The organism is Bradyrhizobium sp. G127, from assembly GCF_021502575.1.
Taxonomy (GTDB): Bacteria; Pseudomonadota; Alphaproteobacteria; order Rhizobiales; family Xanthobacteraceae; genus Afipia.
In genome coordinates, this window is the sequence record NZ_JAKFGN010000001.1 from 2,241,051 (window position 1) to 2,267,978 (window position 26,928).

Here is a 26,928-nt window from a genome sequence, read left to right on the forward strand (position 1 = left end):
GGCAGAGAGTTTTTTGAAACCAAATAGTTAGATAGGGGTCGTGTGCAAATCCTGTGCACGCACGTTCTACTATTCTTTCTCTTTCGTTCTTACGAAATTTCTCGCCACGACCGCCGACACGCGCCCGATTGCCATCGGTCGTCGTTACACGACCTAAGATGTCCTCAGCGAAACGCCGGCACGAAATCGCTTGAACCAATACGGTCCATACGGCGATGTGCGTCACAAGGTCTTTGCGCATAAAGAAATTACGGATGCGACACAGGTTTCGGCGCTGTTCGCCAAGACGAAAATCCGGGAGATGCAGCGGATGATGCTATTTTTGCATTCTCTCCACGGCGCGTTGTGGCAGTTGTTCGTGAATGGAAACAAGCCGATCCTGCGCCCGCGCAAAGTTTCTGTTGACCGCATACGCAAGAGGGGCACCGCGAGTGGACGCAGCAATGCCGTTCACGAACGCATAGTTCAAGAGGCGGAAGCATTTCTAAGGGCCGCCGCGAACAAGAAATAAGACTTGCGAAAAGTGGCTTCGTCCGATCAGGGCGTCACCAACGCGTAGCCCGGATTCAGAGAGCCAAAATCGTTTTTCGTCAGCACAACCGTGCGGTATTCAGGAAATTTGAGATCGAGGTCGATTAGTTCGTGCACGGGACCGCCGTGCAGAAGCCGAAGCAGTTCTGCGATCGCAAGCGTAGCGGCCGCTGCCCCGACGAAGGGCGCGCCGACTGCTTTTCCCGCGAGCAGCGTGACGCCGCAACGGTCGAGCTCGCCTTTGTCGAGCATCTGCGTGTAGGCGGGCCGGTCCGGAAGTTGTTCACCTTGGAAATCGGCCTTCCAGATTTGCGCGGCGGACCGGGACGCGGGAAGCGTGTGTAGGCGCAAAGCGCGAAAGTCCTGATGGCCGCGGCCCAATCCAGCCTCCACGACGAAGTCGAAGCCCACCTGATCGAGCGCCTGCCGTCCGAGGCTGTTGTCCAGACCGCATAGCGCTGCTGTGGGTTCGCCACGTTGGCGCGAAAATGATGCGTCAAACAAGCGCTCCTGAATGCTGGTAATGAACCCGCGGCGTTCGGCCCATGCAGCCATGCTTCTGGTCTTCATCTGGCCAATCAAATTGGCGTCGGAGAGGATCGAGGTGCTTTCGGTGGATGGGGTGATGATGTCCACGTCTTGCAATAGGAGACGCAGGTCCGTGGAACGCGCGTAGGGAAGCAAACCGAGCGCCCACATATAGGCCTGGCCTAGATGACCCAGACCAATCAGCCACAGATGTGAGGGGAGCAGACGAAGCTCGGGCTCGTCGTTCTGCACCGCAAGCCAGTCGCAATCGGGTGCGGGATTCCACAGCGACAAACCGACGGCGCGGCGTCCCGCCATACCCGTTTGGCCGGAGACGTAAAGAAAGGCCTCGTTGATGGCCAGGGACGCTGCGAGCATGGGTGCTAGCGGCATGACCGAGACGGGCGGCGGGGCCGCGTTGAAATGCGCGGGCACGATTCCGCCACGCCATCCCGAAAAGACCGCGCGAACGTGGAACGCGGTTTTACGGGCACCGGGCACTCCGCCGAATTCTATGAGGGGTATGTTATCGGGAACGGCCCCAATGCTGGCGCCCAAAGCAACAACGGCCTCGGCCAAAGTCTTGCCGAATGGCATGGGGACATGAAGAGGTACGCCCGGCTGCAGCGAAACTGTGACGCCGCCCAAAAAAACGCGCCGGGCGAGCGCCACAGCAGTCATAAGCGCGGCTTGCTGGTGGGGATCGCGCACGCCCACGTCGTCGATGCGCAGAGCAATGCGATATCCGGCGAACATCGCCTGTGCTTCGGTGATACTCGCGGCTGCCCCGCTATCCAAGGCGTGCTTGACGAGACGATGCAGCTTGTCGGCTGCGGTGAATGCGGTCATGGTGGCTTTACACTCCGATATGAAAGAAGCTGCGGCGGCCGGCGGACGGGATCGCGTGCCAGTTTTTGCCGCCGAGGTACCGGTAGATTCCAACGACCTCTGTGCTGACCGGCGCGCGCGCGAAGTTCGGGAGAATGAGCGCGACGTGGCCGGCGCGGGAGATCATCGGGTGGTCTTGGTCCGACGCGCTTTGATAGGACGCTCCGGGGTGGACGTGCACATCAGCGACGACGCTCAAACCGCGGCGTTTGCAGATGTCCCAGAGGGTGCCGAAATGCCGACCATCAAACCTGACAATGCCAGTGTCGAGAGCGTGTGGATCGAGGTCATCGTAGAGAACAAAATCGACAATCCGTGCTTTGCCGTCCCAACGGTAGCCGAGCAGGAAGGCCCCGCTTTCGCGGCTGGCGCCGCGGCCACGCTCGCGAAGCTGGGCGACAAGCCGCCGCCAGAGGAACCACGAACAGGAAAGTTCATGCTGCGGCGCTATGAGGCGGCGAATAATCCCCGCAATTGAGAAGTTCATGCACAAGCTCCAGGTATTGGTTGATGCCGACGGCGGGCCGCCAGATTTTTGAGGGCAGCTCGTTGCGCCAGTTGTCATGGCCAACGATGCTTTCGCGATCACAGGGCAGGTAAAGCGCGGTTCCATTTTTCCAGTCCATCCGGAACACAGTGCCGAGCCGCCCGCCATTGCTGCGCGGCCAGCGGTTGAAAGGAAGGATCGTGTCCTTGTCCGGATCCCACGGTCCGCCGGTTGGCGGCTGCTGCGGGTATCCGGCGCAGTTGAGGCGCAGAACGAACTGACGCCCGTCCTTGGCCGTGACCGCGATCAATACGAACGGCCAGGCGATCTTGCCGACGCGCCAGCGGCCTTCGGCCTGCGCCAAGCGGAACGCGGGCTTTCCAATGTCGGCATGGAAAGCCCGCTCGTCCGGCAAGCTCATGCCGGATCTCCGTTAGCGTCGCAGGCGCCATTGACGCGCTCGTTGGGGACGAGGTCGAACTCGATGCGGCAGTCCGGACAAGATGCTATGGCCCCGAGATGGGTTCCGGGGTCCGGGCGATCCTTGGTCCCCGAAATCTGCAACACGTGCTCGCCGGCTTCCTGCGGCGTCATGCCGAACTTGTGGATGGCCGCCCACTGCTTGACGCGCGCGATCGTTGCGCCAGGACCGAACTTGTGGTGAACGGTCTCGCCGTTGAACGTCACGCCCACCGCGACATGCGCGCAGCGGTGAAGATGGACCTTGATGCCGACAGGACCGACATGGTCGCGCAGGAAGCACTTTTCATCCACCGGCTCATCGCGGTCTTCGAGATACAGCATGGTTTCTTGCTTGAGGCCGTGCTTCTCGATGATCGCGAGCTTGATTACCGCGAACGTGTGATCGTGGTCGGCCTCGAAATGCGCGATCTCGCGGATTCCTTCGGCCTGATAGAAGACGTCAATTTTGGTCATGTCAGTGGCACTCCTTGGGGGATCAGGAGTGCCCGGCCCCTTTGCCGAACTCCGTCCCTTCACTAGTTGATCGTGAAAGGAGGGGGTGCCCGGAAAGGCTCAGACGAAATTGTTTAGGAGATCGCCAGCGGCCCCCGAGGCGCAGCCGGACAGATGAAAAAATGCGGGCACCTAGGGCAGGTGACGGGATCGATCTTGGGCGGGAATGCCCCGGCGTTAATGCCGCCAAGCATTTCATCAGTTTCGTCGCGGCGGTTATTGAGCTTCGTGGCGGTGATCGACACGGCCTCCATGGTCTCGTCGGTCAGATGAAGCGCTTCGACTTGAAAGGCGCGCCCATAGTGTGCGGCGCCGGCAAGCTGGTAGAGCGTGTATTCGAGCCCGTCGTATTCCTGCTGCGTGCGATAGCCGGTGCGGATGCGGCGCAGAATGACTGTGCCATCCGGCAGCTCTGCCATTTCGTTCGGCTCGACGACCACGCGGCCATTCGTGAAGTCGATGGCTAGCGGTTCGGATTTGCGGAAGCGGCGGCCGGCACCTGAGCTCACCAGCGCGCCGACCAGGCGCGAGGCAAGCCTTCGGTAATCTGGAGCGAAGGCATGATCTTTTGGGCCACGCGTCTGCCAAACATTCTCAAACGTGGCTTCGGCTTCAGCGAGAGTGGGCTCCGCTCCAATTCGTGTCTCGGCGAGCCACCGTATGACTTCATAGATGCAGTCGTGGGTGCGGGAGAATGCCGTCATTTTCCGGGCAGAGCCGAGCCCCAGGACATGCGTGTAGAAAAACCGCCTTGGGCATTTTTGGTAAAGCTCCAGCCGCCGATCCGTGATGGCCCAATCTGCGGCATAGGTAATCTTGATCGGGGTAGGGCGGGGTGCGTCTGGGGGCAACGGAATTTTCGGAGGCGTTGCTGTCTCGTGGATGAGATGCCGGGGAATTTTGGCCAGCAACACGGAGGGAGAACGTTTGTTACCGTTGGGCTGGAAGCAGGGTTGATAGAACCGCAGATAGGTGCGGGCGCGCGACACCGCGACAAAGAACAGGCATTCCTCTTCTTGTGCATGTGACCGTTTGGCTTCGTCCGATACGCTCAAGCGTCCCGCGCCGGAAATCAAACCAACCGGCGGCGGGCAGCGTTGCCCGCGATATGACGAGGGAAAACTTGCCTGAGTCATGCCAGGCAGGTGTACGGCCTCAAACTCCAGACCCTTGCTGCCGTGGACGGTCATGAGGCGAACCGCATCCATATGCAGCGCCGCGGTGGGCACCTGACGCAGATCGCGTTCTTCGGCAAGAAGAACCAACTGGCGGACACGGTCGAGGGTGCGCTGAATTGGCAAGCCGAAGCTGACCGGGCTCTGTTCGCGGAGAAAGTTGAGAAACTGCCAGACAGCAACGTTCCGCATACGCGCTGAGACACTGGCGGCAGACGCCATCTGGCGCCCGGTATCGGTGCGGTCGAGAAGGTAGCTGGTGAGAAATTCCCACGCGTGACTATTCGAACGCAGACCTTTCAGATCTTGTGCGAGTCGGGTGAATCCATCGACAGCGTCCTTAGATAGTCCGGCGATGCGCGGAAGTTCATCAAGCCGTTCCAAAACCAGACCGCGCTCTTCGCGGTAGTGACGGATCGCCGCGTGTATGTCTTGAAGTGGCACGTGGTAACGCGGCAACGAGGCCACACGAATGAGCGCATCACCGAATGGGTCAACAGCAAGACTCAAAAGGGCGAGTAAATCGCGGACTTCATCGCGCTCGAACAGGCTGCCAAGATGAAGCACCGGAATGCCGCGGATCTCCAGGGCGGCAGCAATTTCGTTCAGGCGGCGGTTTGTCCGGCAAAGAACGGCTTGGTTGCGCAAGGGAACACCCTTGGCCTCCAATTCCCGAACACCGGCCGCGATGCCCTCTTCTTCGTCGTCATCATTCTGGAACCGACGTAGGTCTGGAATTTCAGGTCCGGCTCCGCGATCCGCTGTCAATCTCAGAGACAGCATCCCCTCGGACGCTCCCATGTGGGGTGCAAGCGCGCTAAAGGCGTCGATGATCTGCTGGATCGAACGGTAGCTAATTTCCAACTGGTCAATAGCGGCGGTCGGGTATTCAGATTTAAATGCCGCCATATTGATCGAAGACGCACCGCGAAAACGATAGATCGACTGACGCGCATCGCCAACAACCCAAAGCCGTTTACCGTCGCCGGCCAGGGCTTTGACGAGACGGACGCTGGCCCGGTTCACGTCCTGATATTCGTCAACTAGGACGTGACGGTGACGTAACTGGATGGCGGTCCGAAGCGCGGGGTTGCTTTCGAGTAATAAAGTTGGACGCATGATCAGATCACCGAAATCGACGGCGGCATGATCTCTCTTGGCTTGCTCGTATCGTTCGTAGATGTCGGCGACTTCAAGGCATTTCTGCGCGGCTTCAATGTCGTCGTCGCCCGCCGCGGCGGCAAGCATGGCTTTCGCAAGTTTGCGATAGTCTTCGACGCCGACGAGTTCATCCTTGGCGCGCGAAATGGCGCTCAGGACTTCTTTGAGAACCAGGGCCGGATCCCAGAGGTTGCGGTAGTGCACGAGCGGGAGTGTCGGAAGGATTTCCTCCAGAACGGCAATAGCGTCGCTGCGATCAAACAGCGCCGGGTCAGCCGGTAGATCGAGCTGATCGTAGTGACGACGCACCAAATCGAGTCCAAACGCATGGAACGTACCTATCCAGATTTGCGGCGCTTTGTCGGGTGCAACCGCCGCGACGCGCTCTGCCAGTTCTCCGGCTGCGCGGTTGGAAAATGTGAGGACGAGAATCGAGCTCGGATCGATGCCTTCCGCCAGAAGCGAAAGGATTCGTTTGACCAATGTTTTGGTTTTCCCTGTGCCGGGCCCCGCCTGAAGCTGAAATGGGGCTCCACGGTGCGCAGCGGCGCGGTCTTGTGCCTTGTCGTCCTGGGGCGCGCGGGCGTGAGCAACGTCCTCTGGGCTTTCTGCCGGCGCGGGCAGAAGCACCTCATCAAGAATTTGCTGCCGGACAAGCGGGATTGGAAGGTCGAGTTGCTTGGCAATCGCCGACGCAGAAAGCGCCTCAGTGACAAACATTTTACGCGCAAGCGCACGGGGAAAAAGAAACTCTCGGGCAAAGACATTGGCTTGAAGCTCGCGCCTTTCATGGGCGCCATAGTCTTCAACGCGTTGCAACCCGACGGGTGCGGATTCCGTTGATCGCGTTGGATCAACGTCATGCGCGGTGCATTTTGATGATCCGGTATGAATGCAAACGTGACCAATCTCGTGGGCGATGACCAAGGCGCGTGCGCCCGGTTCGCCGGTATCTTCCGCAAAGATTGTGCCGCTCTGCTCGTCAAAAACAGCGCGCGCGCCTTTCAAAGCGGGATCGCCGGTCGGGAGCCAGGCAAGTTCCAGTTTTAGATGGGCGACGGCCGCCTGAGCGAGCTCCATCGGCTTGCAGGGAGCATCTTTGCTCACAAGCGCGAAATGGAGGCGGGTGGCCGCATCGCGAACTGGTTCAAACGCATCCATAATCAGTCTCGAAACGACAGCAGGTGCCGCTGTTGATCCTGGCTCAACCCCGAATTTTGCACCGCGTCTTCAAATGATTGCCGGGGCTGTGTGCTGGGTTTGCCGTCGGATTTGTAAAACTGACGCGATATCGCAGCTTCCTGTGGTGCGCAAAGGTGAGTTTCAATTACGTCGAATGGCTCTTCTATTTCTTCAGCAACATGTCTGCGAAATCTCCCCGGAATCGTTGCAGGGTCGATTTGCCGATCACGCAGCTTGGAAAGCAGAACGGTGTTTACGTTCAGCCGTGACGCAAGCGCGCGAAAGCCCTCTCGGTCCAGCGCAACAAAAGGGTTTACTGCCGCGGCGGTCGCCATACGGGCGCTCGATCGCCCCGTCGATTCCTGCTGGACTTCAAACAGGCGATTCTCGAACCGGCTCATCACACGAGAAACGACCGGACTGACGGCATCCGGATCGGCCGGAACGTCGAATTCATCGTCATCATGCAACAGAGCATCGACGGCCAGTTCGACAGCAAACTCGGTAAGGGCGTCGGCATGCTGAGGGTAGCGCCGAACGAACTCATCCAGCAGTTCGGCGTCAGGAACAGACTTCGCCAGCGACATGGCATACATGGCGTCGTGCACGGGCGTATTGGTGATGGTCTCGATCATAGGTCCTCCTTGAAAGTCTTGAGGCGCTTGTCGGCGCGCTTCAGCCGATAACGGATGGTGCGACCCTCGACTTTGCAGATTGTCGCCGCGGTCCGTTTGTTGGGGTCGGTGGATTCTTCGTCGTAGCCAATGATGCGGCACAGAACGACCGCTCGCTTTTGGTCAAGCGGGAGGTCGTTCACGGCACGCAAGACTTGCGGTAGATAGGTGCTGTCTTCCTGCGCGCCGTTGATCCTGGCCATCGAGGACAGGCGTCCAAGCATTTCGTCGTCAAAGGCTGGCTCGCCATCATCACCGATGGAGTCGGGGAGGTCGATCAGTTCTTCCCGATGCGATATCTCAGCGCGCACGTGGTTGATGCGAAAGCTGCGAAAGGCGCGGCCGAACTTGCATTCGTAGTAATCAAGCTCGGTTTCGTGGCCCTCCATTCCATCTTCCGCGAACATTAGCCCCAGATTGCTCAGAATTTCTTCCCTAATCGCTTCCGCATTGCGCATCCGGCCATCGGGCACGGTTTTCAACAGGTTGGCCTCGCACCGGATAATGAGCGGCGGCACGAGGGCGCTTGCGGCACGTCTATCGCCGCGGCTTATGGCGTCCCGGATCAGGTGGACGAGGCATTCGGGCGGAAGATAGTCTTTGGAACGGTTGTCGGTTACGCGGGCGCGTTTCAGCAACGTGCCCAGATCCTGGCCAAGCGCCTCGTCAATTTTCGATTCAATGCCCGGCGGTCGCGTGTATGGCTCGCCCTTCTCAGTCTTTCGGATCAATGGACGTGCCATATCGCCCCCTTTCAGCAGCGGGTTGCCGGGCGTCCGTTCTATGGCCCGCCCATACATGTAGATCGGAGCGGGAGGGGGCACCCGGAAAGCCAAAGCTGAAAATATTTTCGATCATAGAGATTCAGTAAAAGATATGATATAACAATAGCTTATAATAGAGTGATAATGTATCTTACGACAAAACACTTTAGGATCAGGGCAGGGCGCCATCTGCTAGGACGCCGCGGCTTGGCGACGGATTCGCGCGGCTTCCGGCCCTTCAAGACCTGGCCCCACGATATGTGCCGGTAGCGATACCGAGAGCGCCGTTGTGCCAAGCGCTTTTTTTGCAACGTCCAAAAGGTGCTGATGATGCGTGAAGAACAGAACTTGCGTTTTTTTGGCGAGCTGGCCTAGCACCTGAAAACCGGCGGCTGCGCGATCGTCGTCGAAATTGATGAAAAGGTCATCCGCGACGAACGGTAGCGGTGCCGCATGATCGAGATAGTCCTCAACGGCTGCCACCCGCAGAGCTAGATAAAGTTGGTCCGCTGTACCTGTGCTCATGCCGGATACCGGCACACGCCCACCGTCTGGGCGAATGCCAGCTAAGTGCACATTATCTTGCTGGTCGAATTCAAGCTGGAGAGTTTCAAACGATCCGCCAGTTAGAATGGCGAAAAGTTCGCCCGCGCGTTTCAACATCGGCGCCTGCTTTTCACGGCGATAACGATCGATGGCCCACTGAAGCAACAACGTTGCGGACCGGAGGCGGACATATCGTTCGGCGATTTCCTTGATTTCGGCTAGCGCTGCCTGTCGATCGGCCGCGTCTCGCACCGCGCGATCATCACCACCAACGGCTTCAAACTCCCGCCTACTATTAGTTCGGCTCTCGCGCACCTCCATGATCTGACTGCGAAGTTCTTCTAATTCCTGAGTAACTACCTGTTCTCGCGCGCTGATTTGATCGATGTCGATGGTGGCGCACTCATCGGCTAGGTCTGCAACTGACAGGCCGTCGCCGTCCTGAGAGAGCTGTTCTGTGGCATTGTTGTACTCTGCCTGCAATGATCGCAGACGATCCGATTGCTCAATAGCAGCGCGAAGTTCGTCGGTCGTTGAAACACCCGCCGCCTTCTGAAACCGATCGATGATATCGCGGGCGTCACGACGGGATTCTTCACATTCATCTGCTCGCTTCTGCAAGCCAGCGTGAGTTAATTCGTTTGCTGCTACCAGATCGCGAATTCGAGCGCCATCTGCGGAAAGGCGCTCTAGATTAAGCACGGCGTCTTCCGCGTCGATTCCCGCCAATTGCGGAGCAATGGCCTGGACCATTTCCGTCACGTCATTTTCAAATGCGCTTATATCGCGCTCGATTTTTTCAATCCGCTCATGGCGCAGATCATTAATCCTGCCCGCGACTTCCCTCAAATCGTCAATTGCATTGATTTGAGCGTCAGCGGTTTCCGGTGTTGACGTTGTTGGCAGGTGAAGTGCTTTGAGTGCCGCCGCCCATTGAGCGTACCATTCGGTCGATTCCAAATTGGCTTTTTCCAGAATCTTTTGCTTGCGATTTGCGTCATTGGTGGCCTTACGCAAGGCCTCCTCAAGGTCGCGCTTGGATTTAGCAGTATTTTCGTGTTCCCGCTCCACGCCGGTCGCCGACTCGATCACAACATGAAACGGCTGTTCGGCAAGAAAAATTGAATCAATACTCAAGGCATCAAGCTCGGCCCGCACCAGCGTTTTCGCCTCAGCCTCTTGTTGACGCAATGTTGCAGCTTTTTTATCAGCCACAAGGCGCTGTTCAATCAGGGTAAGTATCTCTGCACGAACCCGCAGCCATTCGATCATGTCGTCGGGGTCTAGTGGCTCTATCAGTGTGGGAGACCACATTGTCTTCCATTCAGCGGTCAGGGCCTCGGCCTCAGCCGAAATTGCCAGCTCTTCCGCGTTCAATGTCTCCAGCAGGTCTTTCTGTTCGTCAATCTGACGTGTGATCACGACCAGGCGAGCGGCAGCCTCAGCTTTGTCGAACCGTTTGTCGGCTGCTTTATCGGCATCCAATACCGCGGCCTCATAGGCGTCTGGGAGTTCAGCGCCCTTAGTGAACGCCCGAACTTCTTCCTTTGGTATCGCGGTGTCACTCACATACCGACGGCGGATGATTGACCAGCCTGCGTCGCGATGTTCCCGAATATGCTGAAGGTCGTCGGGAGCGATGACGTGTTCAACAGAAGTGATCCGCTCGTAGGCTTTCTTGTGCCGCGTCAATTCCTGGTCGGTCGAGCGAATGCGCTCCCGGCATGTTTTAAGTCGCTGTTCCAGATTCCGGCGCGCATCACGGTGCGCTTGAATAGAATCCAAAGGTGGCACGAGGACTGATGCCAGCGTCTCTTCGTCTTTAATCTCGGGTTTCAATGATTTGAGGCGGCGCTCGCCCGCTGCCAGCGCATTGTGGACCTCGATATCAGCGTTCGCGATACGAGCGCCGATATCGCCCATGTCGCGGGTCGCCCTAATCACCGCGGCGAGCTTTGAAATATCAACCGCCGCGCCCAATGCGTCAATCTGCGCCTTCAGATCGGACGATCTTTCCTGCGTCTCTTCGGTAGCCGCTTTGGCATTTTCCACCGCGACAAGCTGCTCTCCGCGCTTATTGAGCAAGGTGCGGACACTCGCAACCTTGGAGCGTGCGGGAATGAGCGCAATAATCTGGTCAATATTGTCCGTCTGCCATTCCAGTTCAGCAGCGAACCGTTTTAGGCTCGCTTCCGCACTCGCCAATTCTGCGAGGCGCTTGGGTAGATCCGTTTTGCCGGCGCGGACTTGTATTCGACGTTCATGTAGCTGCCGGATGTCGTCGGAGCGTATCAAGAACGCGTCATCGTAAGTAAGCGTGCTGCGCTCATTTCGAAGCATCTCAATCTGTTCGGTCAGCGTTGCAATGCGTGTAGCGGCATTCGTATCGTCCGCTGCTGCCTTCTCCAAAAGTACTGATGCATCCACGGGCAGAGCGATGATTTCCCCCAGCGCTTGAATGGCGGCGCCCGTCTCTGATCGCTTGCGCACATCCCGACACACGCGACGTATGCGGGTGAGTTTTCGGAGCTCAGAGGCCTTAGCCTCAATTTCCCGTTCGATGGTTTCATAAGTCTCACCGGCAGAGTCAAAGGCGTCTTTTAGTTCCTGCCATTTGCTCGCCGTCACGATGTGATCTCGCAGGGAGCTTTCAGCCGCCTTCAGTCTGTCTTCTGCCTGAAAGTATTTTCGATGCGCTGCTCGGCGAGAAGCCCATAGTGCGTCGGCCTCAGATTCCATTGTTTTGAGACGTTCGCGCAGACCCACAATGCCGGCGCCCGCTGAAAAGAGCATCTGACCGACGTCATCCCGCGCCTCAAGTATTTCCTTGCCGCCCTGCCGAAGCCGCTCATGGTCAAGGCTAAACATGCGGGTATAAAAGCGGCGATCCGCACCCGCGATAAATGACGCGAGTGCCCCGTCACCTGCCGGGAACGGGACTTCGTCTTCTGAGAGGAGCGTGTCTTTATTGCCTTTCCGGCGGCGGACATTCAGTGAGTGGCCATCGTTCTCCAAAATCGCGCCCACGCGCATTGCGCCGTAATCATGCAGAAAGTTGCGTGGAGAATTGGAAGGGATGCCGAATAGCAGGTCTTCGATGGCAGCCATCGCAGTGGACTTGCCGGCCTCATTCGGCCCGAGCACGATCTGAATATCGGGCTGACCCGACGGCAGGTCGATCGACGCATCGGTGAAGTGGCCGTACCGGAGAAGGTTTAGGCGGCGGATACGCATGGACTAGACCCCCTCCGTCGCAAGCCGCGCCGTGAGGTAATCGCCGACTTGGGCAATTAAACTTACGTAATCGCCGTCGATAGCTGCCTTGAGAATGACGTCCTCTACGTCGCCACGGACATCGTGCGGCAGCTTTCTGACCAGGTCGCCAAGTTCGGATTCGAACTGCGCACGAAGGGTAGTGTCTTCGGCGGCGCTGCCAATCATTCGTTGGAGGTCGCCCAATGCGTCCATCCGGAGCGCCGTCGAGCTGGGATCAATTGTTGAGACTACGACGCGCTCGATCCACGCGGCTTCGTCGCCAATCCCCAGGGCTGCGGCCCGTGCTTCGGCAATGAGATATTCTTCTGACGCCAAAAGTTGGCCGTGGATCTCCGTCCGTCCCGTTAGTTCGATACGGCAGGCGAGCAAGCGCCCCTCAGATTCGCTTGCGACCTGATGCTCAATCGCTTTGCGGATGGCGTCTATGGCGTCGTTTGTGTGTGTACAGTGATCCACCGTCACCACCAGATGGACCCAGCGAACCACATCCATGTGAAGCGGGGAAATATCGACGACTTGGCGATCTTCCACGGTGACTAGGCTGGCGGCCTTTTGGCCGGTCTCGCGAATATGCCGACCCTGTAGGTTACCGCAGAATACAATGTGCGGTCGCTCATGGAGAACGGCTGCCTGATGGACATGCGCCAGCGCCCAATAATCGTAGCCCTTATTAACGAGCTCATCGAGCGTGCAGGGCGCATAGTTGGCGTGCCCTCCCATGCCGCCGAGTCCGGTATGAAGCACGCCGATATTGAATAGGCCACCAATCAGCGCGGGATAGGCCGGCACTAGATCGTCGGTGACATCCCGTTGCTTGAAGCTTTGCCCGTGAAGCGCGACAGAAAGATCGTCCCTTCGAAACGTCTGAGGCTTTCTTGCGGAGAAAACATTCACGTTCTCTGGCAGGACGAGACGGCGCGTAATCTGGCTCTCCGCATCATGATTGCCGTAGAGCAAGAATACGCCGATGCCAGCTTTGGCGAGTCGGCCCATTTGTTTGACGAAGAACAAGCCTGTGTGATAGTCGCGCCAGTCGCCATCGTACAAATCTCCGGCAATGATGATGAATGCGACTTCCTCTTCGATAGCGCGGGTTATGAGATTGTGGAATGCTGCGCGGGTCGCGGTTCGAATACGGTCTGCTGCTGCGCCGTCCTGACCGCTAAGTCCCTTAAGTGGACTGTCGAGGTGGATGTCACCGGTGTGAATAAAGCGAAATGAATTCAACAGAAGCACTCCTTCGACATTAAATCAGTTACACGCTTGGCTTGTTAGGCTTTGCTCGTTTAATGAGGTCGTTCACCTTGGCGATCATGTCCTCAAAAATCTTGGGTTCGGGTGGCGCGCCTGCCTTTTCCTCGGTGTGGCTATGGCCCTCAATAAAGGCGGACAGCTCTTCAAAGGTGCTGATGATGTCGGTGATCAAACCGTCCTGCCAATTAATATTCTTGAGCCCGGTAACGATGATCCGATCGCTCCAGCGGTTCACGACCTGTTTGAGCAACAGGTAGGGAATTATCTCCTCGATCGTGCGGCGCAACTCGCCCATGCCACGCTGGATGAGAGCGAGGCGTTTCGAGCCTGACGCGGACTTCGCTTCGGCCAGCGTCTTTTGCGCCTTTAGCGTGGTGCGGTACTGCGGCGTGGTCGCCGGACAGTCATCCAACGAGATTTGCCCCGGGTGTCCGTCTGCGTCTCTTTCGACCCAATGTGTGAGCGGTTCGATATCGGCATCTGTTGCGGCCGCGGCAAGCATGGTGAGAAACACGAGGTCATGCGTAAAAATTATGACTTGGCGTATTTTTGCTTCTTCCGCGAGGCGTTTTGCAAAGCGCTCCTTTCGCTGATGATCTTGCGAAGTTACAGGATCGTCAAGAATTATGCCTGCGTTGGCAGGGTTGAGGCCAACTTCGGTCATAAAATCCGCGAGCGCGACAGCGCGTTGCTCGCCTTCGCTAAGAATCTTGTCTGGGCTATGCCCACCCTTGATGCCTAGCCATCGTACGGTTTGACCGCTTTGCCCTTTCGTTCGGAATTCGACTGGAAGGTTACAATCCAAAAGGTCGCATTCGGCGACAAGACGTTCGCGATAGCTTTCAGCGATGACGGTGCCGAAGAGCTCGGTTTCCTTGTCTGTAAGCGGTCGAGGGTTCAAGCTGCGGCGGGGTGCGGCTGAAGCTGTTTGAATCCAGACGCGGTCAGCGACAAATTTTTCGATTTCAGGCAGGAGTTGTTTCAAGACCTGCCGATGGCGAAGCGCAATGCGCTCCGCCTCTAAGACTTTAAGTGCATCTTCGATCTTCTGTCCGCGAAGCCTAACGATGTCGGCATCGATACGAGCAATCAATGCTGGTAAGGCGACCGGGGTCTCGCTGGCCGTGGCCGAAGGTACCTCACCGGCAACGTTTTCGAGGGTCGTTACGATATCTGCGCGGCTTTGCTCGGCTGCGGTGACGATCGAAATGATTTGTTTTGCCAGTGCTGGGTCGAGGCGAGTGATATGCGCATGAACTGTTGTATCGGCAGAGAAGAAGTCCAGGCGCATCGCCTTAAGAGCTTTGACGCTTTTATCGAGTGCTGCGCTCGCAGCTTCTGCGTCACGCCGTGAATCGCTTGCAAGAAATCCCCAGAAGCGACGAATGAGGGCGGCCGATGGCGGATCGAGAGGCCGATGGCATAGCAGGCAATGCTCGTCATCTCGTGGATAATCGGCATGCTCTAACTTGCCCAGCGCATGCGCCGCTGCAAGAAAGCCCTCCCATTCAGGCGATCCTATGCTTTTGAAAAAATCCTGCTTGAATGACTCAGATCCTTGTTCTGCAACGACGCGGGCTTTGGCGATAAAATCTGCAAGTTGGGAACGGTATGGCGCGCGTTGTGTTTCACTGAGCGGAGCAAGATCGGCGGTGAGGCGTGTTTGCAGACCGGTAATGTCGCGCTTGGCGTCCTCAAGCTGTTTGATGGCCGCGGCAACTGATTGGGATTGAAGATCCGTAATTTGGCGTTGCACTTCTTCGAGCCGCGCTGTTTCGGTTTCGCCGAAGGTCGCCAGGCTCCGCAACTTTCCGACATCGGTAGTGGCACTCAACGCGCCAACAAAAAGCGAAACCTCACTTTCCGGGGCGACAAAACTTTTGACAAAAATGTTCTCCCCGTTTCGACGTTCGATATCGGCCGTAAGTTTGGCACCAATCAGCCCGTAGACCCGGGCTATCTCAGGAAATACATCGAATCCTGCTGGCTTAAACCCTAGAGGGCTCTGATCGACCAGGTGCTTTCGGGCTACGGTCGTATCGAAGACGGCAATTCTCCGAAGCTCCTCGTGCTCTACAGCGCCGTCAAAAGTGAGCAACTGCTCCGCACCCGATCCGTCGGTGATACCAATTTCAGCGGCCAGCTTTTGGTCCGAACCTTGCTCGTAGATGTTAGGCAGGATCGGATGTTGCGTGCGGCTGAAACACGCATTCGATAGGAGACGAGCAAAGCCGCTTTTGCCCACGCCATTACCGCCGTAGATGACGGTGAGCTGCGGTGAAAAGGTCAGCTCGGCTGTTGACGGTAACGCGTTAACAGCGTGCAACTTGCCGATGCGTGTGAGACGGACCGGAGCAAGCGCCGCGGAAGCGGGCCGGCCGGTAATTGCAGCAGGCACCTCGATTGCGGGATTGGGAGCGTCGGCAAGACCAGCATTGTGGAGGAAAAGTGCGTAGGCCTGATCGACGTGAGCGTCGGAGAGACGCCCGAGGCGGACGGCAATTCCAAGCACGAAGCGCTGGTAGGGCTGGAAGGTTTGTGCCCAGCCATCGAGTTCCTGCCATATCGATTTAGGCGGAACTTTTGCAGTAGCCTTTTTGGGCGCGGCCATGTTTCCCCTCCGGTCGCAGGCCGTATTCCAGTGTGGGGCTCTGCAAATTCACGCGAGGGTAGCAGATGTCGAACATAAAGGGAACGTTGGGATTATTCGCCCGTCCCTCCGGGAGGGGGCTCAGACACACTAAAGCTAGGGTTGAGGGCGCCAAGTTGTATTCCGGGGTACAGCTTCCCCGATTTGGGCAGCCGGGTTCCGCCTAGTTATTCGACCTCCTCGTCGTCATGCATTTCAACTCCGGGAACCTCAATTAAGCCGGTCGGCGTGAATGGCATACGCGGGGGTGCCGAGCGCCAAAGCAGGGCGATCTCCTCCGGGGATAGACCGTAAGCCACATTCACAATGTCAGAGATGCTGCCTTCAAGCTGTTTGATTTCCACGCGAGATGCGATTGCTGGCGCGACGGTAGTTTCGTATTCGCGCTTTAGCTCGCTGATTTCCGATGCAGTCAGCTTGCGGCCTTTCTCCAACCCGCCCTTGACCGCCTTGATGAAATCATCAAACGACAAGGCGCTTGGATTTCTGAGCGCCGCGGACCCGCGCTCGATTCCAAATTCTTGATGAAGCCATTCCCGGATACTGTTATCGGCGACCGATACGCGGTTTACGGTGTCGATCAGATCGCTGACGGTCGTTTTCAGGGTGTCGTTTTCGAGAAGTGATTTAGCGATGGGCAGTTCTGCAATTTTGACCTGATCATTGGAGAGCGCCTCATCCTTCATATGGATGAAGTGCCGCCAGCCGTACCACCACATCAGCGGGGAATTCAGAATGCCCAAAAGCGCCAGATTGTCTGCGCCGAAGAAGTACGTTTTGTTATTTCCGTAGACTTCCTGATCTTCGAATGTGTAGCGAGCATAGAATTGGATTGCTTGATAAATGAATTTAGGACTCGCGAAGAGATCGTAGTACGCGCAAGGTCGCAGCTCCCACCAAAATTTCCCTTGGTCTTCTCGATGTTTGAGCCCGCGCTTCTTGCCGGTCTTAGGGTCCGTATAGTCTTCGAAGCGCTTCATCCGTTGAAACAATGACGGATAGGTAGCCTGAAATACCTTTTCGGCTTCGGCATCGTCTTTGCCGGACCAAGGCCAGATGAAGTCCGAACTAGATTTCAATAAAATCATGAACTGTGTCTTAACAGGTGACCGCCAGCGGCGAATATCCTGGCCCCTCAAGTACGGTTTGATTATTGAGGCGCACGCCGGATCTAAGGCGATAAGTTTGGCGTGCTCATCTGCGTCAATTAGAAAGGCCTGATTGAGACCCGTCTTGATACCGTTGACGGGGAGCCGGGGGATAACGCTTTTAAGTGGCGTTCCTTGTGCTTTAATTTTTATGAGAAGCGCGGCAACTGCGGGCGGCTCAAGTGCCCACGGATCTTTGGTGAAGTAACTGCGTGGCAGTGCGTATGTGGCTTTTGCCACAGCTTCGTCGAGTCCTTTTTCAGGAACGTCTTCGCGGGGAATAACGCAAACACTGGTTTCGACAGGCGCATCGCCGCCGGTCGGCTTTCTGACGACAATGACAGAGGGGAATACGTCGGCATCTGGGAAGAATTTTTTAGCGTGACCGAAGTCGGCGACGAATTCGATCCAAGCTTTCTTGTCAAATAAGTCGCGAAGCCCGTCCGCATAACCAACGCGCATCCATTTATTAGTGACAACGTAGGACAGACGACCACCCGGACGCAGAAGCTTGAGCCCCTGCTCATAGAAATATACGTAAAGGTCAGCGGAGCCATCATACGTTGCGGCGAACGCCCGCTTCAAGGCCGGCTTGTATTCTTTGATTAGCTCTTGGCGAACGTAGGGCGGGTTTCCAATGACGGCGTCGAACCCGCCATTTAATTCCACGCTCTCCCATTGTTTCCAAACACCGGGAAAAGAGACTTGCCAGTTTTGAAAACGTTCGCGGCCGATAAGCTCGCGGGATCTGGTGAGAAGGCCCGCAAACTGTTCGGCGGTCGCGACGATCTTCGGCGGAAGGCGGTCGATGACATCCTTGGCTTCTGGGTGACCCATGCCGGCGTCAGATGGGCCGAGTCTGATCTTTCCGCGAGATACGTCGAAGGGGTCGCCAAATTGTCCGTCAAGCCAAGCGCGGATTGCCGTTTCATCCGCCTTGTCGAGCTTTTGCCAATCCAGGGCATAGAGGGTGTTGATGAAGGTGTTTAACGGCTGCGTTTCTTGCTCGATGCCGTCAAATAGAGTCTTTGACTCATGTACTTCAGCGATATCGACGTCGGTGACACGCTCAAGCTTTCGCATGGCGACGGCTTGCGCCGTGGCTTTTTTCATCGGCTCGTTGAGCAGGAGTTGGCCGCCCCATTTCGTGGAGCGATCAAGCGCTTCGGAAATCCAGTAACCAAATAAAGAATTTCCGCAGCGAAGATGGTGATCAAGGAATGACAGCGGTGCGCCAACCGTGAACGTGTGAAGCCAGAGGGCGACCTTTGCCAACTCTACAGCCATCGGATTGCGGTCTACGCCGTAAATGCATCGCTTTAAAATCGTCCGGCGAATGATATGCCGATCGTCCAGGTGCTCGATAACGAACGGCCATTTATGTTGTGTGGCTTGCTTGATGATGTCCTGTCGGGTTGCCTCGATGCTGTTGAGCACAGGGGACCGATAGGGTTTTTCAGACCAATCAACAACTGACTCTGATTCAGCAATGGCAGTAAGCACACGGTCGGCCAGCCAATCGACAAGGCTGACCAGAAAATGGCCTGAACCCATAGCGGGGTCGCAAATCTTGAGATCGAGGATAAGGCTTGCCGGGTCTAAGCCCTGCAATTCGGCATGGCGGATGTCTACGCCTCGTTTGTCTTTGCCAAGCTCCTCGGCGCGGTCGCGAAACGCTTGAAGCCGCTCTTGAACGAACGGCCCGATTGATTTGTCGATGATGAGAGAGACCAGGCTGTCAGGGGTGTAATAGCTGCCTGATTCATGGCGGGCGGTATCGTCGATGTGGACAGCGACAACTCCGCCTTCAAAGCGAAGATCGTATTCGAGTGTGCGCTCGTAAATGGTCCCTAGCTGCTGAACGGAGAGATCGCGGTAATTGATATACCGTGCCGCGCCATCCTCTTCCCGGTGAGAGAGGCCATAAATAAGGGCTGAGACGATGTCGTCGGGAAGCTGGACCCGGTCGAGCAGCGGAGCGCTATCTTTGGAAAAGAGCCCGCCGTTGTAAGGCGGGATGCCGAGGTCATCGTCGCCCTCGGCGATTGCTTTAAAAACGGCCGACAGTTTCGGCCAATAGATCAACATCGACGAAGACAGCGTCTGCTTTTTGGCAATACGTTCCGCGATATCAAAGCGCATCGTCGTGAGCGAGTAAGACTTGTACGGCTCCCGTTGGTCTGGAAGCAGGTCGCGGTCCTCGGCATAAACCACAAACAGCAAACGATAGAGAAAGATGAGCGCCGCTTGCCGGACCTCGTCGAGATAGGTTCGATCGACGGCGGCGGGCGGTTTGGGATCATGTTTGGCGATAGCCGCTACAAGTTTCGGGAACAGGTCGCCGAAAACGAGTTTTGACAGGTCTTTAGTGACCTTTTCTTCCCAGGACTTGCCCGCCTCACGCGAGATGTCGTGAAAGGTGCGGGCGCCCTCGAACGGGAGAAAGGCTGGCCGGCCGAACATCAAAATGAACAAACGCAGTATGCGATCGGGTGTGAGTCGGGCGTCAGCGAGATCCAGAAGATTCAGTTCGTGATGCGGAAGCTCAAGGGCTTTGGCGAGATCGACTTCAAAATAGTCTTCTGAAACGGAGAGGGCGCCTTGAAAGTAGAGGCGCCAAACATTTCCGTTTGTTAAAATGCCAAGTCTGACCTTGTTGTTCGTTTGAACATCGACGCGGCTCAAATACTGGAGCATCTGCGTCGATGGGACGCCTTCCTCGCTTGGATCTTTTTTATCGGCGCGGTCAAGCGCGCGGCTCCAGCGCTTCGCTTCAAGAACCGCCAAGCCATGTTGGAAGCGTTTCCACTGTTGTGCCTCGCCGACCGCCAGTGACTTCGCGGCGGAGTCGCCAAAGAGCAACGCGTCAGGAACTTGTTTGCGGCCCTTCTGTGAGAGGATTTGCTGAACCTGATAATCGGCCCAACCGAGCGCTTCGAGAACCGGATAGATAAATTCTTTCTCAGTCTCGGCTTCGTTGGGCTTGGCGATTTTGAGAAAGTTTTTGGCAATAGCGCTCAAGCACTGTTTCAGCGCCGCCACACTCTTATCGTCGAGGGTTTTCCATTGCTCAGTGCGCTCTATACCTTCGAGAAGGTAGTCGCGTGTGAACAGATTTCCTGAAATCACGAAGTCGCCCTTTTTTATTTTTGTGGCACGCATCGGCTCTGTAAGAAATCAGAGCCATGCGATCTTTGGATTACGGAAAGGGCTAGATCAATTCGAGCCGCAACGAGCGTCCCACCATCTTTGCCGCCCGTTGCAGCGTGTTGATGGTCACATTCCCGTCCTTGGGATCGAGAAGCCTGGTGATTTGGCTCCGGCTGGTTCTCATGCGCACCGCCAGTCGGGCGCGCGATAAATTGCCCTTCTTCATGGCTTCAGCAATTTGCCAGGCCAGTGTTTCCTTGATGGCGACGGCTTCGAACTCATTGAGTTTGCGATCCGCGACCAGGAAGTCATCAAGGGTATTGAGTTTGGCCGAGCTGCGGGCCTTCTTTGTTTTTTTCGCCATGTCAGACTCCTTTAGGATTCAAATTCACGTTTGCGCGCGAGAGCCAGCTCCTCTTCCGGCGTCTTTTGGGTCTTCTTAATGAACCCGTTTAGCACCACGATCCGCTCTTGATGCACGCTGAACAAAACGCGTGCGATCCGATGGCTTGGAAGGGGTGTGCGTACCTCCCACAAACCGTCACTCAGCGGCCGGCATAACGGCATGCCAATCGGCCAGCGGTACTGAACGCGCATCAAGTCCTAGCCGATGGCATTGCGATCCCCTCGTCCAGATCGCGAAGCCAATTGCGTACAACCTCGACTCCGCCTGGTGTCCGGTAGAACACGACAAGAATCTTCCGGGGCCGGTCACCTGCCATCATGCCCTATATAATGTACATGCACCATATAATGTCCATAGCTGGCTAGTAATTCCTAGTGGGGTGGGGCGTTTCGGGCCGTTGCCCGTCGTCCATCCTCGATCGTGTCAGCTTCCTCGATGTGGGAGCCTTCCGCCAGGCGCTCCCGCGGAGGCAGACTTGGGACGCGAGACGGTGCCGATCCCTCGAATTCTGCTATAAATAGGCTTGCAGTTATCACATTTGATAACTACAATATGACTTATGAAGCGGCGAGACCTCGACGAGAAGCTTGACCAGGCCGATGTTGCCGGCGTCTGGGCCTTCACCCCCCCCAGCTTTTCGGCGCTGATGGGTGGCGTCGACCCAGCTTACCTCAAACTGATGATGAAGCGGCTCTCGGACCAGGGGGCGCTGATCCGCGCAGCGCGAGGCGTTTATGTCAACCCCCATGCCCGGTCGCGGCCGGCGGATGCTCGGCGCGGTCTCCTTCGCTTCCTGCGACCGCGCGAGATCAACTACATCAGCCTGGAATCCAAACTTTCGGAGGCAGGGGTCATCTCGCAGATTACGACCGCCCTGACCTGCATGACGACCGGATCGCCTGGGCGGTTCGAAACGCCTTGGGGCGCGGTGGAGTTTACCCATACAGATCGTAAGATCGAGGTCGGGACCGAAGTTGTCGTTCAGGATGACGGAATGCTGGAAGCCACGATCCGCACCGCCGTTCGCGACCTGCGGCGTGTCGGCAGAAACCTCGACCTGATTGACGAAGAAATTCTTGCCGACGCCATTTCGGAGGAAGAGAGCCTAGATGAGCAGCAAAGCGGGCGGGCTTAAGAGCGCGATCGACGCCTTCATCCAACGCCGCGGGATCGAAGCGGGCATGGACCAGAACTTGATGAAGGAGGCCATCCATCTTCATCTCTTGTCCGCGCTGTCCGAAGCGGGCGTCCTTCAGCATGTCATCTTTCAGGGTGGAACTGCTCTGCGCCTTTGCTATGGCGGCGAGCGCTACAGCGAAGACCTCGATTTCGTATGCGGCAAGGCGGGCGCCTATCTGAAAGACGTCGAGTTTGACGCCCTCGTTGATAAGGCGCTCGAAACCACGAAGCGAACTCTGCAGCGCGACTTCGACATTGATGCCGCGCAGATTGCTCTGAAACGTCCAGCACAGCCAGAGCTCGTCAAGGGAAGTGACGTCAATGTCGCCGCATGGCAGATCGTGGTGCCGGTCAACCCGACGCCCAAGACGCCGAAGTCGCGCATTAAGATCGAGTTCGCCAACGTCCCGTCCTACGACTCCAAGCCACTGACGGTTAGTGCAACGCCGGGCCTGGTGCAGATTCAAGATGTGATCCTCAACGCCGAAACCCCAAATGAGATCCTGGCGGACAAGGCAGTCGCGTTGACCGCAAGGGCGGCTCTCAAATTCCGCGATGTGTGGGACGTCTGGTTCCTCGTCAACAAGCTCGGCGCGACACCCGATCGCGAGATGGTTCTGAAGAAATTCGCCGATTACGGCACCGCCGATATTGCGGTCAAGGCAAATGCCCGTCTCGACGAATTGGCAAAAGACGCGACAGCGACGGCGTTCTATGCCGAGATGAAACGCTTCCTCCCGTCGGCACGGGTCGCACAGATGTCGCAAATGAATTTGCAGCGCGCGATGCTTTCGGACAGCGCCGATCTTATTCGAAAGACTGTTGTGTAAGAGCATCGAAGAAGAGTGATCTGGATCTGATTGACCAATACCGGATCGAGGCCAACAAGCGAAAGAAGGATACCGAAAAACGGCGGGTCGAATTGGAGCATCCTCCCAAAGCGACTGTGTTGTAACTCAGGCATAACTGGTGCTGAGCTGCAGAGAGCCACTCGCCAGAAGGCGAGCGGCTCCATCGCAGGGTGTCTTTTACACCGCGTCCTTCGCAGCCTTGACCGGACGTGCCCTGACGATCTTGCGCGCAGGCTTCGCTTTGAAGGTCATCGCCTCGCCCGTGAAGGGGTTGGTGCCTTGGCGGGCCTTGGTGGCGGGTTTCTTGATGACGACGAATTTGGCAAAGCCAGGAACGAGGAACACGCCGTTCTTCTTCAGCTCCTTGTAGCCGATTTCAGCGAGCGTCTCGATAACGCCTTTAACGTCCTTCTTGGCCACTTCGTTCTTGGTCGCAATCTGTTCGATCAACTGCGATTTCGTCATCTGCGTTGCCATCGTGGCTCCTGTGATTCGTGAAGCGGCAAGCATAGCCGGTGGATCCATGAAAATCAGGGACTTCCGGCATCGCCGCTGGCGGCAAACGTTCTCGCGAACCTGGATGACGCAGATTCATGTGGCGTCACCCTGCGAGTCTGGCAGTCGGCTGCGCTGAAGCCCCGCGAACTGCGGGTCTTCACCCTGCGGGCGTCCATCCCTGACGCAAATTGGTCCAATGCTGAAGCACTAAGGGCTCCGCCCTCGCGCGGGCAAGGGTGAAGTCCCGGCCAGCGCCGGGACCGGCCGGGGTGGTCTCCCCAGCCTTCCGCGCGGAACGACAATCACCGCGGCGTCACCACTGACATCCGCTTGTGCAGGCCGGGTGATCCCCCTCCACCCCGGCCGCCCTTGCCCTTGCTACCCCGGTCTCGCCGACGGGCAGGGGTGCAGCGCAGCGCTGCGCTTGCACCCCAACCCAAAAGGAGAACGATCATGTCTGCCAAGAAAATTGAAACCGTCGTGGAGAGCGGCACGGAAATCTTCGTTCCGCTCAACAAGCTCAAGAAGTCTCCGAACAACGCCCGCAAGATGCCGCACAGTGAGGCGTCTATCGAGGCCTGCGCGGCCAGCATCGCCGCCAAAGGCATCCTGCAAAACCTCGTCATCGAGCCGGAGGTGGACGCGGACGGTGCGGCGACCGGGTTCTATTTCGTCACCATCGGCGAGGGCCGCAGGCTGGCGCAGCTTTTGCGCGTCAAGCGCAAGGAGATCAAAAAGACCGAACCGATCCGCTGCGTCATCGACACCACTAACGATCCACACGAGATCAGCCTCGACGAGAACGTCACCCGGGAAAACATGCACCCCGCTGATCAGTTCGAAGCATTCAAGAAGCTGGCGGAGGAACGCGGTTGCGGCGCGGAAGAAATCGCCGCCCGTTTCGGTGTCACGCCGCATGTGGTGCGGCAGCGGCTGCGGCTGGGCGCGGTGTCACCCAAGCTGATGCAAATCTACCGCGAGGGTGATCTGACGCTCGACCAGTTGATGGCCTTCGCCATCACCGAAGATCATGCCCGGCAAGACGCCGCCTATGAGCGGCTGTCTTATAACCGTGATGCCAGCACCATCCGCCGCATGCTCACCGAGGCCAATGTCGCCGCCACGGATCGCCGCGCGATCTTTGTCGGGGCGGAGGCCTACGCGGAGGCGGGTGGCAGCATCCTGCGCGATCTGTTCACCGAGGATCGCGGCGGCTATTTCGAGGACGTGGCGCTGCTCGACCGGCTCACCATGGAAAAGCTGGAACGCACGGCGACCACCTTGCGTGAAGCGGAAGGGTGGAAATGGGTGCAAGCCTATCTCGACTATCCGCACAGCCACGGTCTGCGCCGGTCCTATCCGCAGCCGGTGGAATTGTCGGCGGACGAGGCCGCCGCTTATGACGCCGCGCAGGCGGAATACAACAGCCTGTCGGAACAATACGAAAGCGCCGAGGAACTTCCCGACGATGTCGATGCGCGGTGCGGGGAGCTTGAAACCGAAATGGAGCGGATCGACGCCAAGCGTCAGGCTTACGATCCCGACAACATCGCGCGCGGCGGGGCCTTCGTGATCCTCAATCATGACGGCGCCTTGCGGGTCGAACGCGGCTTCATCCGGCCCGAGGATGCGAAACCGGAAACGACGGAGGCCAACGGCGATGGCGAGGCCGGTCACAGCGTGACCCATGATGGTGAGATCATCGCAGACCGCGATCTGGATCATCACGGAACCGATGCGGACGACGAGGATACCGAGAGCGACAAGCTGTCGGACAGTCTCGTGCGCGATCTGACGGCGCACCGCACCCTCGGCCTTCGCCTGGCCTTGAGCGACCAGCCGGAGGTTGCCATCGTGGCCGTCACCCACACGCTCGTCGCGCAGATTTTCTATCGCGGCGCGGACGCCCATGTTCTCGACCTCCGTCCGATCAGCACTGTGCTGGCCGGGCATGCGGATGGCATCGAGGACACGCAAGCGGGGAGGACGTGGACGGATCGCCACGCCGGGTGGGCGGCGCAGATGCCGCGCGACGTGGCCGACCTGTGGACGTTCATCGTGGCGCTCGACCACGATAGCCGCATGGCGTTGTTTGCGCATTGCGTCGCGTTCACGGTGAATGCGGTGAAGCTGCCGCATGAGCGCAAGCCGCGCACCATGGCGACGGCGGACACGCTGGCAGACGCCGTGTCGCTCGACATGACGGCACATTGGACGCCGACGGTGCGGACCTATCTCGGTCGCGTCACCAAGGCGCACATCCTCGCCGCCGTGCGGGAAGGGGCCAGCGATGAGGCCGCCGTCCGGATGGCCGACATGAAGAAGCAGGCAATGGCGGAAGCCGCCGAACAGCTTCTTGTCGGAACCGCGTGGCTACCTGCGATGATGCGGACACAGCCCGTCGTGCAAGCGAGCGACGGGCAACCGCAGGCGCCGGGTGTCACCGAAGGCAATCATGCGGAGGCTTATTCCGACGCTGCCGAGTGACCGGCATGGCCGGGTCTGCCACGGTGGTCCCGGCTTGCTGTCATGCCATTGTTGAAAATTTCGGCCGCGCGCCGCCGGGCGCGCGGCCGAAACCACGATCCAATTGCCCCAACAAGCGCGAGATCGACGGACGAAACACGGGATATCTGCATTTTGCCGGGCGATGACAGCTCTTCTTCAAGGACGAAATACACGCGCTTATCGTTGGGACGTTCTTTGCGAAGGGCGAACGTCAAAGTCACCGAGCGGTGGCTCGTGCAGTCTTGTCGAGGGAACCAAACTGCCATCCAATTCTTCGCGAAATTTGTGCCAAGCCACTCCGAGATTATCGACGAAATCCGTAAGTCGGGTGCCCGCGCGTCGATATCCTGGGAGCCAGAGCGACCGAGCCACGCCATCGCCCCCGACAGGGTGGTAGAGATTTGCGGTCATATAGATGACCCCATCAATATGACTGTCTTTCATCGTCGCACTCAGTTCTCGTGACATGAAATGGATCAGCTCTATGGGCGAAGAGGCGAGATTGTTTTCGTTAGAAATGATCACCAGCCCCAAAGCATCCAAACGTCCAAGCTGTCGCTTGGTCGCGGCGATCTGATGGTTTGCCTTCCGCAATGTCTTCCGAATGTGGTTCAAAGACTTCGCAATGACGCCTTGAGCAACTGCACGGGGCAGGGGAATCTCGCGAAAGGCGATTTGCAGCGCCTGTTCTGCGGAATAGCCAAGACGCTGGCAGACAGACAGAAAACGCTTGTTGAGTTGCTCCTGGTCGCTCGGGTCCGTGTAGAGGCATTTCAACTCGGCAATGACGTCGTCGCTCGAAAAGTAATAATCGGCATTCAACGCCATGTGCGGCGCATCCGGGATCAAGTCGCGCACAACGGTGCCGCCGCGAAAGGTTCTCACGAACCGCGCGAACTCCGCTTCCATCTCGATGAATTTCGGCTCAGCGCCGGACATTCCGGTTTTATCCCGATTTGTTTGACCAGCCATCATTACCACGAGAGCGCTGGTTTCAGCGTCTGAAATATCCCACAGCACAAAACGCGCGTCGCCATGTTGCGCCCCGGCCACCGGACCGCCGGCGGCGCGCTGGGACCGCGTCGATGCTGTTGCAC

At 57.6% G+C, this 26,928-nt stretch carries 19 protein-coding genes; 4 read left to right on the forward strand and 15 right to left on the reverse strand.

What is annotated here, in order from left to right; translation table 11 throughout:
* Positions 1–190 precede the first annotated feature (190 nt).
* Positions 191–511: a hypothetical protein gene (locus tag LVY71_RS10540; RefSeq protein ID WP_235099738.1), complete on the forward strand. Its 321-nt coding sequence runs from the start codon at positions 191–193 to the stop codon at positions 509–511.
* Positions 512–537: 26 nt separating this feature from the next.
* Here the strand turns inward: LVY71_RS10540 and LVY71_RS10545 are convergent, their stop codons facing one another.
* From LVY71_RS10545 to LVY71_RS10605, 13 genes are all read right to left on the reverse strand, one after another.
* Positions 538–1,908 (reverse strand): BilD N-terminal domain-containing protein, encoded by a 1,371-nt coding sequence (locus LVY71_RS10545; protein WP_235099739.1) that lies wholly within the window; start codon positions 1,906–1,908, stop codon positions 538–540.
* Positions 1,909–1,915: 7 nt separating this feature from the next.
* Entirely contained in the window at positions 1,916–2,434 is a 519-nt protein-coding gene (locus LVY71_RS10550) for a hypothetical protein (RefSeq protein ID WP_235099740.1), read from the reverse strand.
* Positions 2,382–2,798: a DUF7665 family protein gene (locus LVY71_RS10555; protein WP_235099741.1), complete on the reverse strand. Its 417-nt coding sequence runs from the start codon at positions 2,796–2,798 to the stop codon at positions 2,382–2,384. The genes LVY71_RS10550 and LVY71_RS10555 overlap by 53 nt, the downstream gene beginning before the upstream one ends.
* A gap of 53 nt (positions 2,799–2,851) precedes the next feature.
* The gene (locus LVY71_RS10560) at positions 2,852–3,370 is read right to left on the reverse strand and encodes a hypothetical protein (protein ID WP_235099742.1); all 519 of its coding nucleotides are present in this window, start codon (positions 3,368–3,370) and stop codon (positions 2,852–2,854) included.
* Between the two features lie 113 nt (positions 3,371–3,483).
* A complete protein-coding gene (locus tag LVY71_RS10565) occupies positions 3,484–6,906 on the reverse strand; it encodes an ATP-dependent helicase (RefSeq protein ID WP_235099743.1) in 3,423 nt (1,140 codons plus the stop codon).
* Between the two features lie 2 nt (positions 6,907–6,908).
* Positions 6,909–7,562: a hypothetical protein gene (locus LVY71_RS10570; RefSeq protein ID WP_235099744.1), complete on the reverse strand. Its 654-nt coding sequence runs from the start codon at positions 7,560–7,562 to the stop codon at positions 6,909–6,911.
* Positions 7,559–8,344 (reverse strand): hypothetical protein, encoded by a 786-nt coding sequence (locus LVY71_RS10575; protein WP_235099745.1) that lies wholly within the window; start codon positions 8,342–8,344, stop codon positions 7,559–7,561. The genes LVY71_RS10570 and LVY71_RS10575 overlap by 4 nt, the downstream gene beginning before the upstream one ends.
* A 213-nt stretch (positions 8,345–8,557) precedes the next feature.
* A complete protein-coding gene (locus LVY71_RS10580) occupies positions 8,558–12,145 on the reverse strand; it encodes a YhaN family protein (protein ID WP_235099746.1) in 3,588 nt (1,195 codons plus the stop codon).
* Between the two features lie 3 nt (positions 12,146–12,148).
* The gene (locus LVY71_RS10585) at positions 12,149–13,414 is read right to left on the reverse strand and encodes a metallophosphoesterase family protein (RefSeq protein ID WP_235099747.1); all 1,266 of its coding nucleotides are present in this window, start codon (positions 13,412–13,414) and stop codon (positions 12,149–12,151) included.
* Between the two features lie 28 nt (positions 13,415–13,442).
* A complete protein-coding gene (locus tag LVY71_RS10590) occupies positions 13,443–16,052 on the reverse strand; it encodes an AAA family ATPase (protein ID WP_235099748.1) in 2,610 nt (869 codons plus the stop codon).
* Positions 16,053–16,258: 206 nt separating this feature from the next.
* Positions 16,259–20,401, reverse strand: coding sequence for an Eco57I restriction-modification methylase domain-containing protein (locus LVY71_RS10595; protein ID WP_235099749.1), 4,143 nt, complete (start codon positions 20,399–20,401; stop codon positions 16,259–16,261).
* A gap of 49 nt (positions 20,402–20,450) precedes the next feature.
* A complete protein-coding gene (locus tag LVY71_RS10600; RefSeq protein ID WP_235099750.1) occupies positions 20,451–20,753 on the reverse strand; it encodes a helix-turn-helix domain-containing protein in 303 nt (100 codons plus the stop codon).
* 11 nt (positions 20,754–20,764) lie between these two features.
* A complete protein-coding gene (locus LVY71_RS10605; protein ID WP_349629881.1) occupies positions 20,765–20,986 on the reverse strand; it encodes a type II toxin-antitoxin system RelE/ParE family toxin in 222 nt (73 codons plus the stop codon).
* A 368-nt stretch (positions 20,987–21,354) separates the two neighbouring features.
* Between LVY71_RS10605 and abiEi the strand changes: the two genes are divergently transcribed.
* Positions 21,355–21,930, forward strand: coding sequence for a type IV toxin-antitoxin system AbiEi family antitoxin (gene abiEi, locus LVY71_RS10610; protein WP_235099751.1), 576 nt, complete (start codon positions 21,355–21,357; stop codon positions 21,928–21,930).
* Positions 21,905–22,804 (forward strand): nucleotidyl transferase AbiEii/AbiGii toxin family protein, encoded by a 900-nt coding sequence (locus tag LVY71_RS10615; protein ID WP_235099752.1) that lies wholly within the window; start codon positions 21,905–21,907, stop codon positions 22,802–22,804. Before abiEi ends, LVY71_RS10615 begins: the two co-directional genes overlap by 26 nt.
* A 198-nt stretch (positions 22,805–23,002) precedes the next feature.
* Here LVY71_RS10615 and LVY71_RS10620 read toward each other — a convergent pair whose 3' ends face one another.
* Positions 23,003–23,302: an HU family DNA-binding protein gene (locus tag LVY71_RS10620; protein ID WP_235099753.1), complete on the reverse strand. Its 300-nt coding sequence runs from the start codon at positions 23,300–23,302 to the stop codon at positions 23,003–23,005.
* Positions 23,303–23,776: 474 nt separating this feature from the next.
* On the opposite strand from LVY71_RS10620, the gene LVY71_RS10625 reads away from it, so the two are divergent.
* Positions 23,777–25,810, forward strand: coding sequence for a ParB/RepB/Spo0J family partition protein (locus LVY71_RS10625; RefSeq protein ID WP_235099754.1), 2,034 nt, complete (start codon positions 23,777–23,779; stop codon positions 25,808–25,810).
* 198 nt (positions 25,811–26,008) lie between these two features.
* Here the strand turns inward: LVY71_RS10625 and LVY71_RS10630 are convergent, their stop codons facing one another.
* Positions 26,009–26,884, reverse strand: a complete 876-nt coding sequence (locus tag LVY71_RS10630; protein ID WP_235099755.1) for a hypothetical protein — start codon at positions 26,882–26,884, stop codon at positions 26,009–26,011.
* Between the last annotated feature and the right edge of the window lie 44 nt (positions 26,885–26,928).

Bases quoted from the DNA above. Each gene is read 5' to 3' on its own strand.
- LVY71_RS10545 (WP_235099739.1), bottom strand. From the start codon at position 1,908: ATGACCGCATTCACCGCAGCCGACAAGCTGCATCGTCTCGTCAAGCAC.
- LVY71_RS10550 (WP_235099740.1), bottom strand. From the start codon at position 2,434: ATGAACTTCTCAATTGCGGGGATTATTCGCCGCCTCATAGCGCCGCAG.
- LVY71_RS10560 (WP_235099742.1), bottom strand. From the start codon at position 3,370: ATGACCAAAATTGACGTCTTCTATCAGGCCGAAGGAATCCGCGAGATC.
- LVY71_RS10565 (WP_235099743.1), bottom strand. From the start codon at position 6,906: ATGGATGCGTTTGAACCAGTTCGCGATGCGGCCACCCGCCTCCATTTC.
- LVY71_RS10570 (WP_235099744.1), bottom strand. From the start codon at position 7,562: ATGATCGAGACCATCACCAATACGCCCGTGCACGACGCCATGTATGCC.
- LVY71_RS10575 (WP_235099745.1), bottom strand. From the start codon at position 8,344: ATGGCACGTCCATTGATCCGAAAGACTGAGAAGGGCGAGCCATACACG.
- LVY71_RS10580 (WP_235099746.1), bottom strand. From the start codon at position 12,145: ATGCGTATCCGCCGCCTAAACCTTCTCCGGTACGGCCACTTCACCGAT.
- LVY71_RS10590 (WP_235099748.1), bottom strand. From the start codon at position 16,052: ATGGCCGCGCCCAAAAAGGCTACTGCAAAAGTTCCGCCTAAATCGATA.
- LVY71_RS10595 (WP_235099749.1), bottom strand. From the start codon at position 20,401: ATGCGTGCCACAAAAATAAAAAAGGGCGACTTCGTGATTTCAGGAAAT.
- LVY71_RS10600 (WP_235099750.1), bottom strand. From the start codon at position 20,753: ATGGCGAAAAAAACAAAGAAGGCCCGCAGCTCGGCCAAACTCAATACC.
- LVY71_RS10605 (WP_349629881.1), bottom strand. From the start codon at position 20,986: ATGCGCGTTCAGTACCGCTGGCCGATTGGCATGCCGTTATGCCGGCCG.
- abiEi (WP_235099751.1), top strand. From the start codon at position 21,355: ATGAAGCGGCGAGACCTCGACGAGAAGCTTGACCAGGCCGATGTTGCC.
- LVY71_RS10615 (WP_235099752.1), top strand. From the start codon at position 21,905: ATGAGCAGCAAAGCGGGCGGGCTTAAGAGCGCGATCGACGCCTTCATC.
- LVY71_RS10620 (WP_235099753.1), bottom strand. From the start codon at position 23,302: ATGGCAACGCAGATGACGAAATCGCAGTTGATCGAACAGATTGCGACC.
- LVY71_RS10625 (WP_235099754.1), top strand. From the start codon at position 23,777: ATGTCTGCCAAGAAAATTGAAACCGTCGTGGAGAGCGGCACGGAAATC.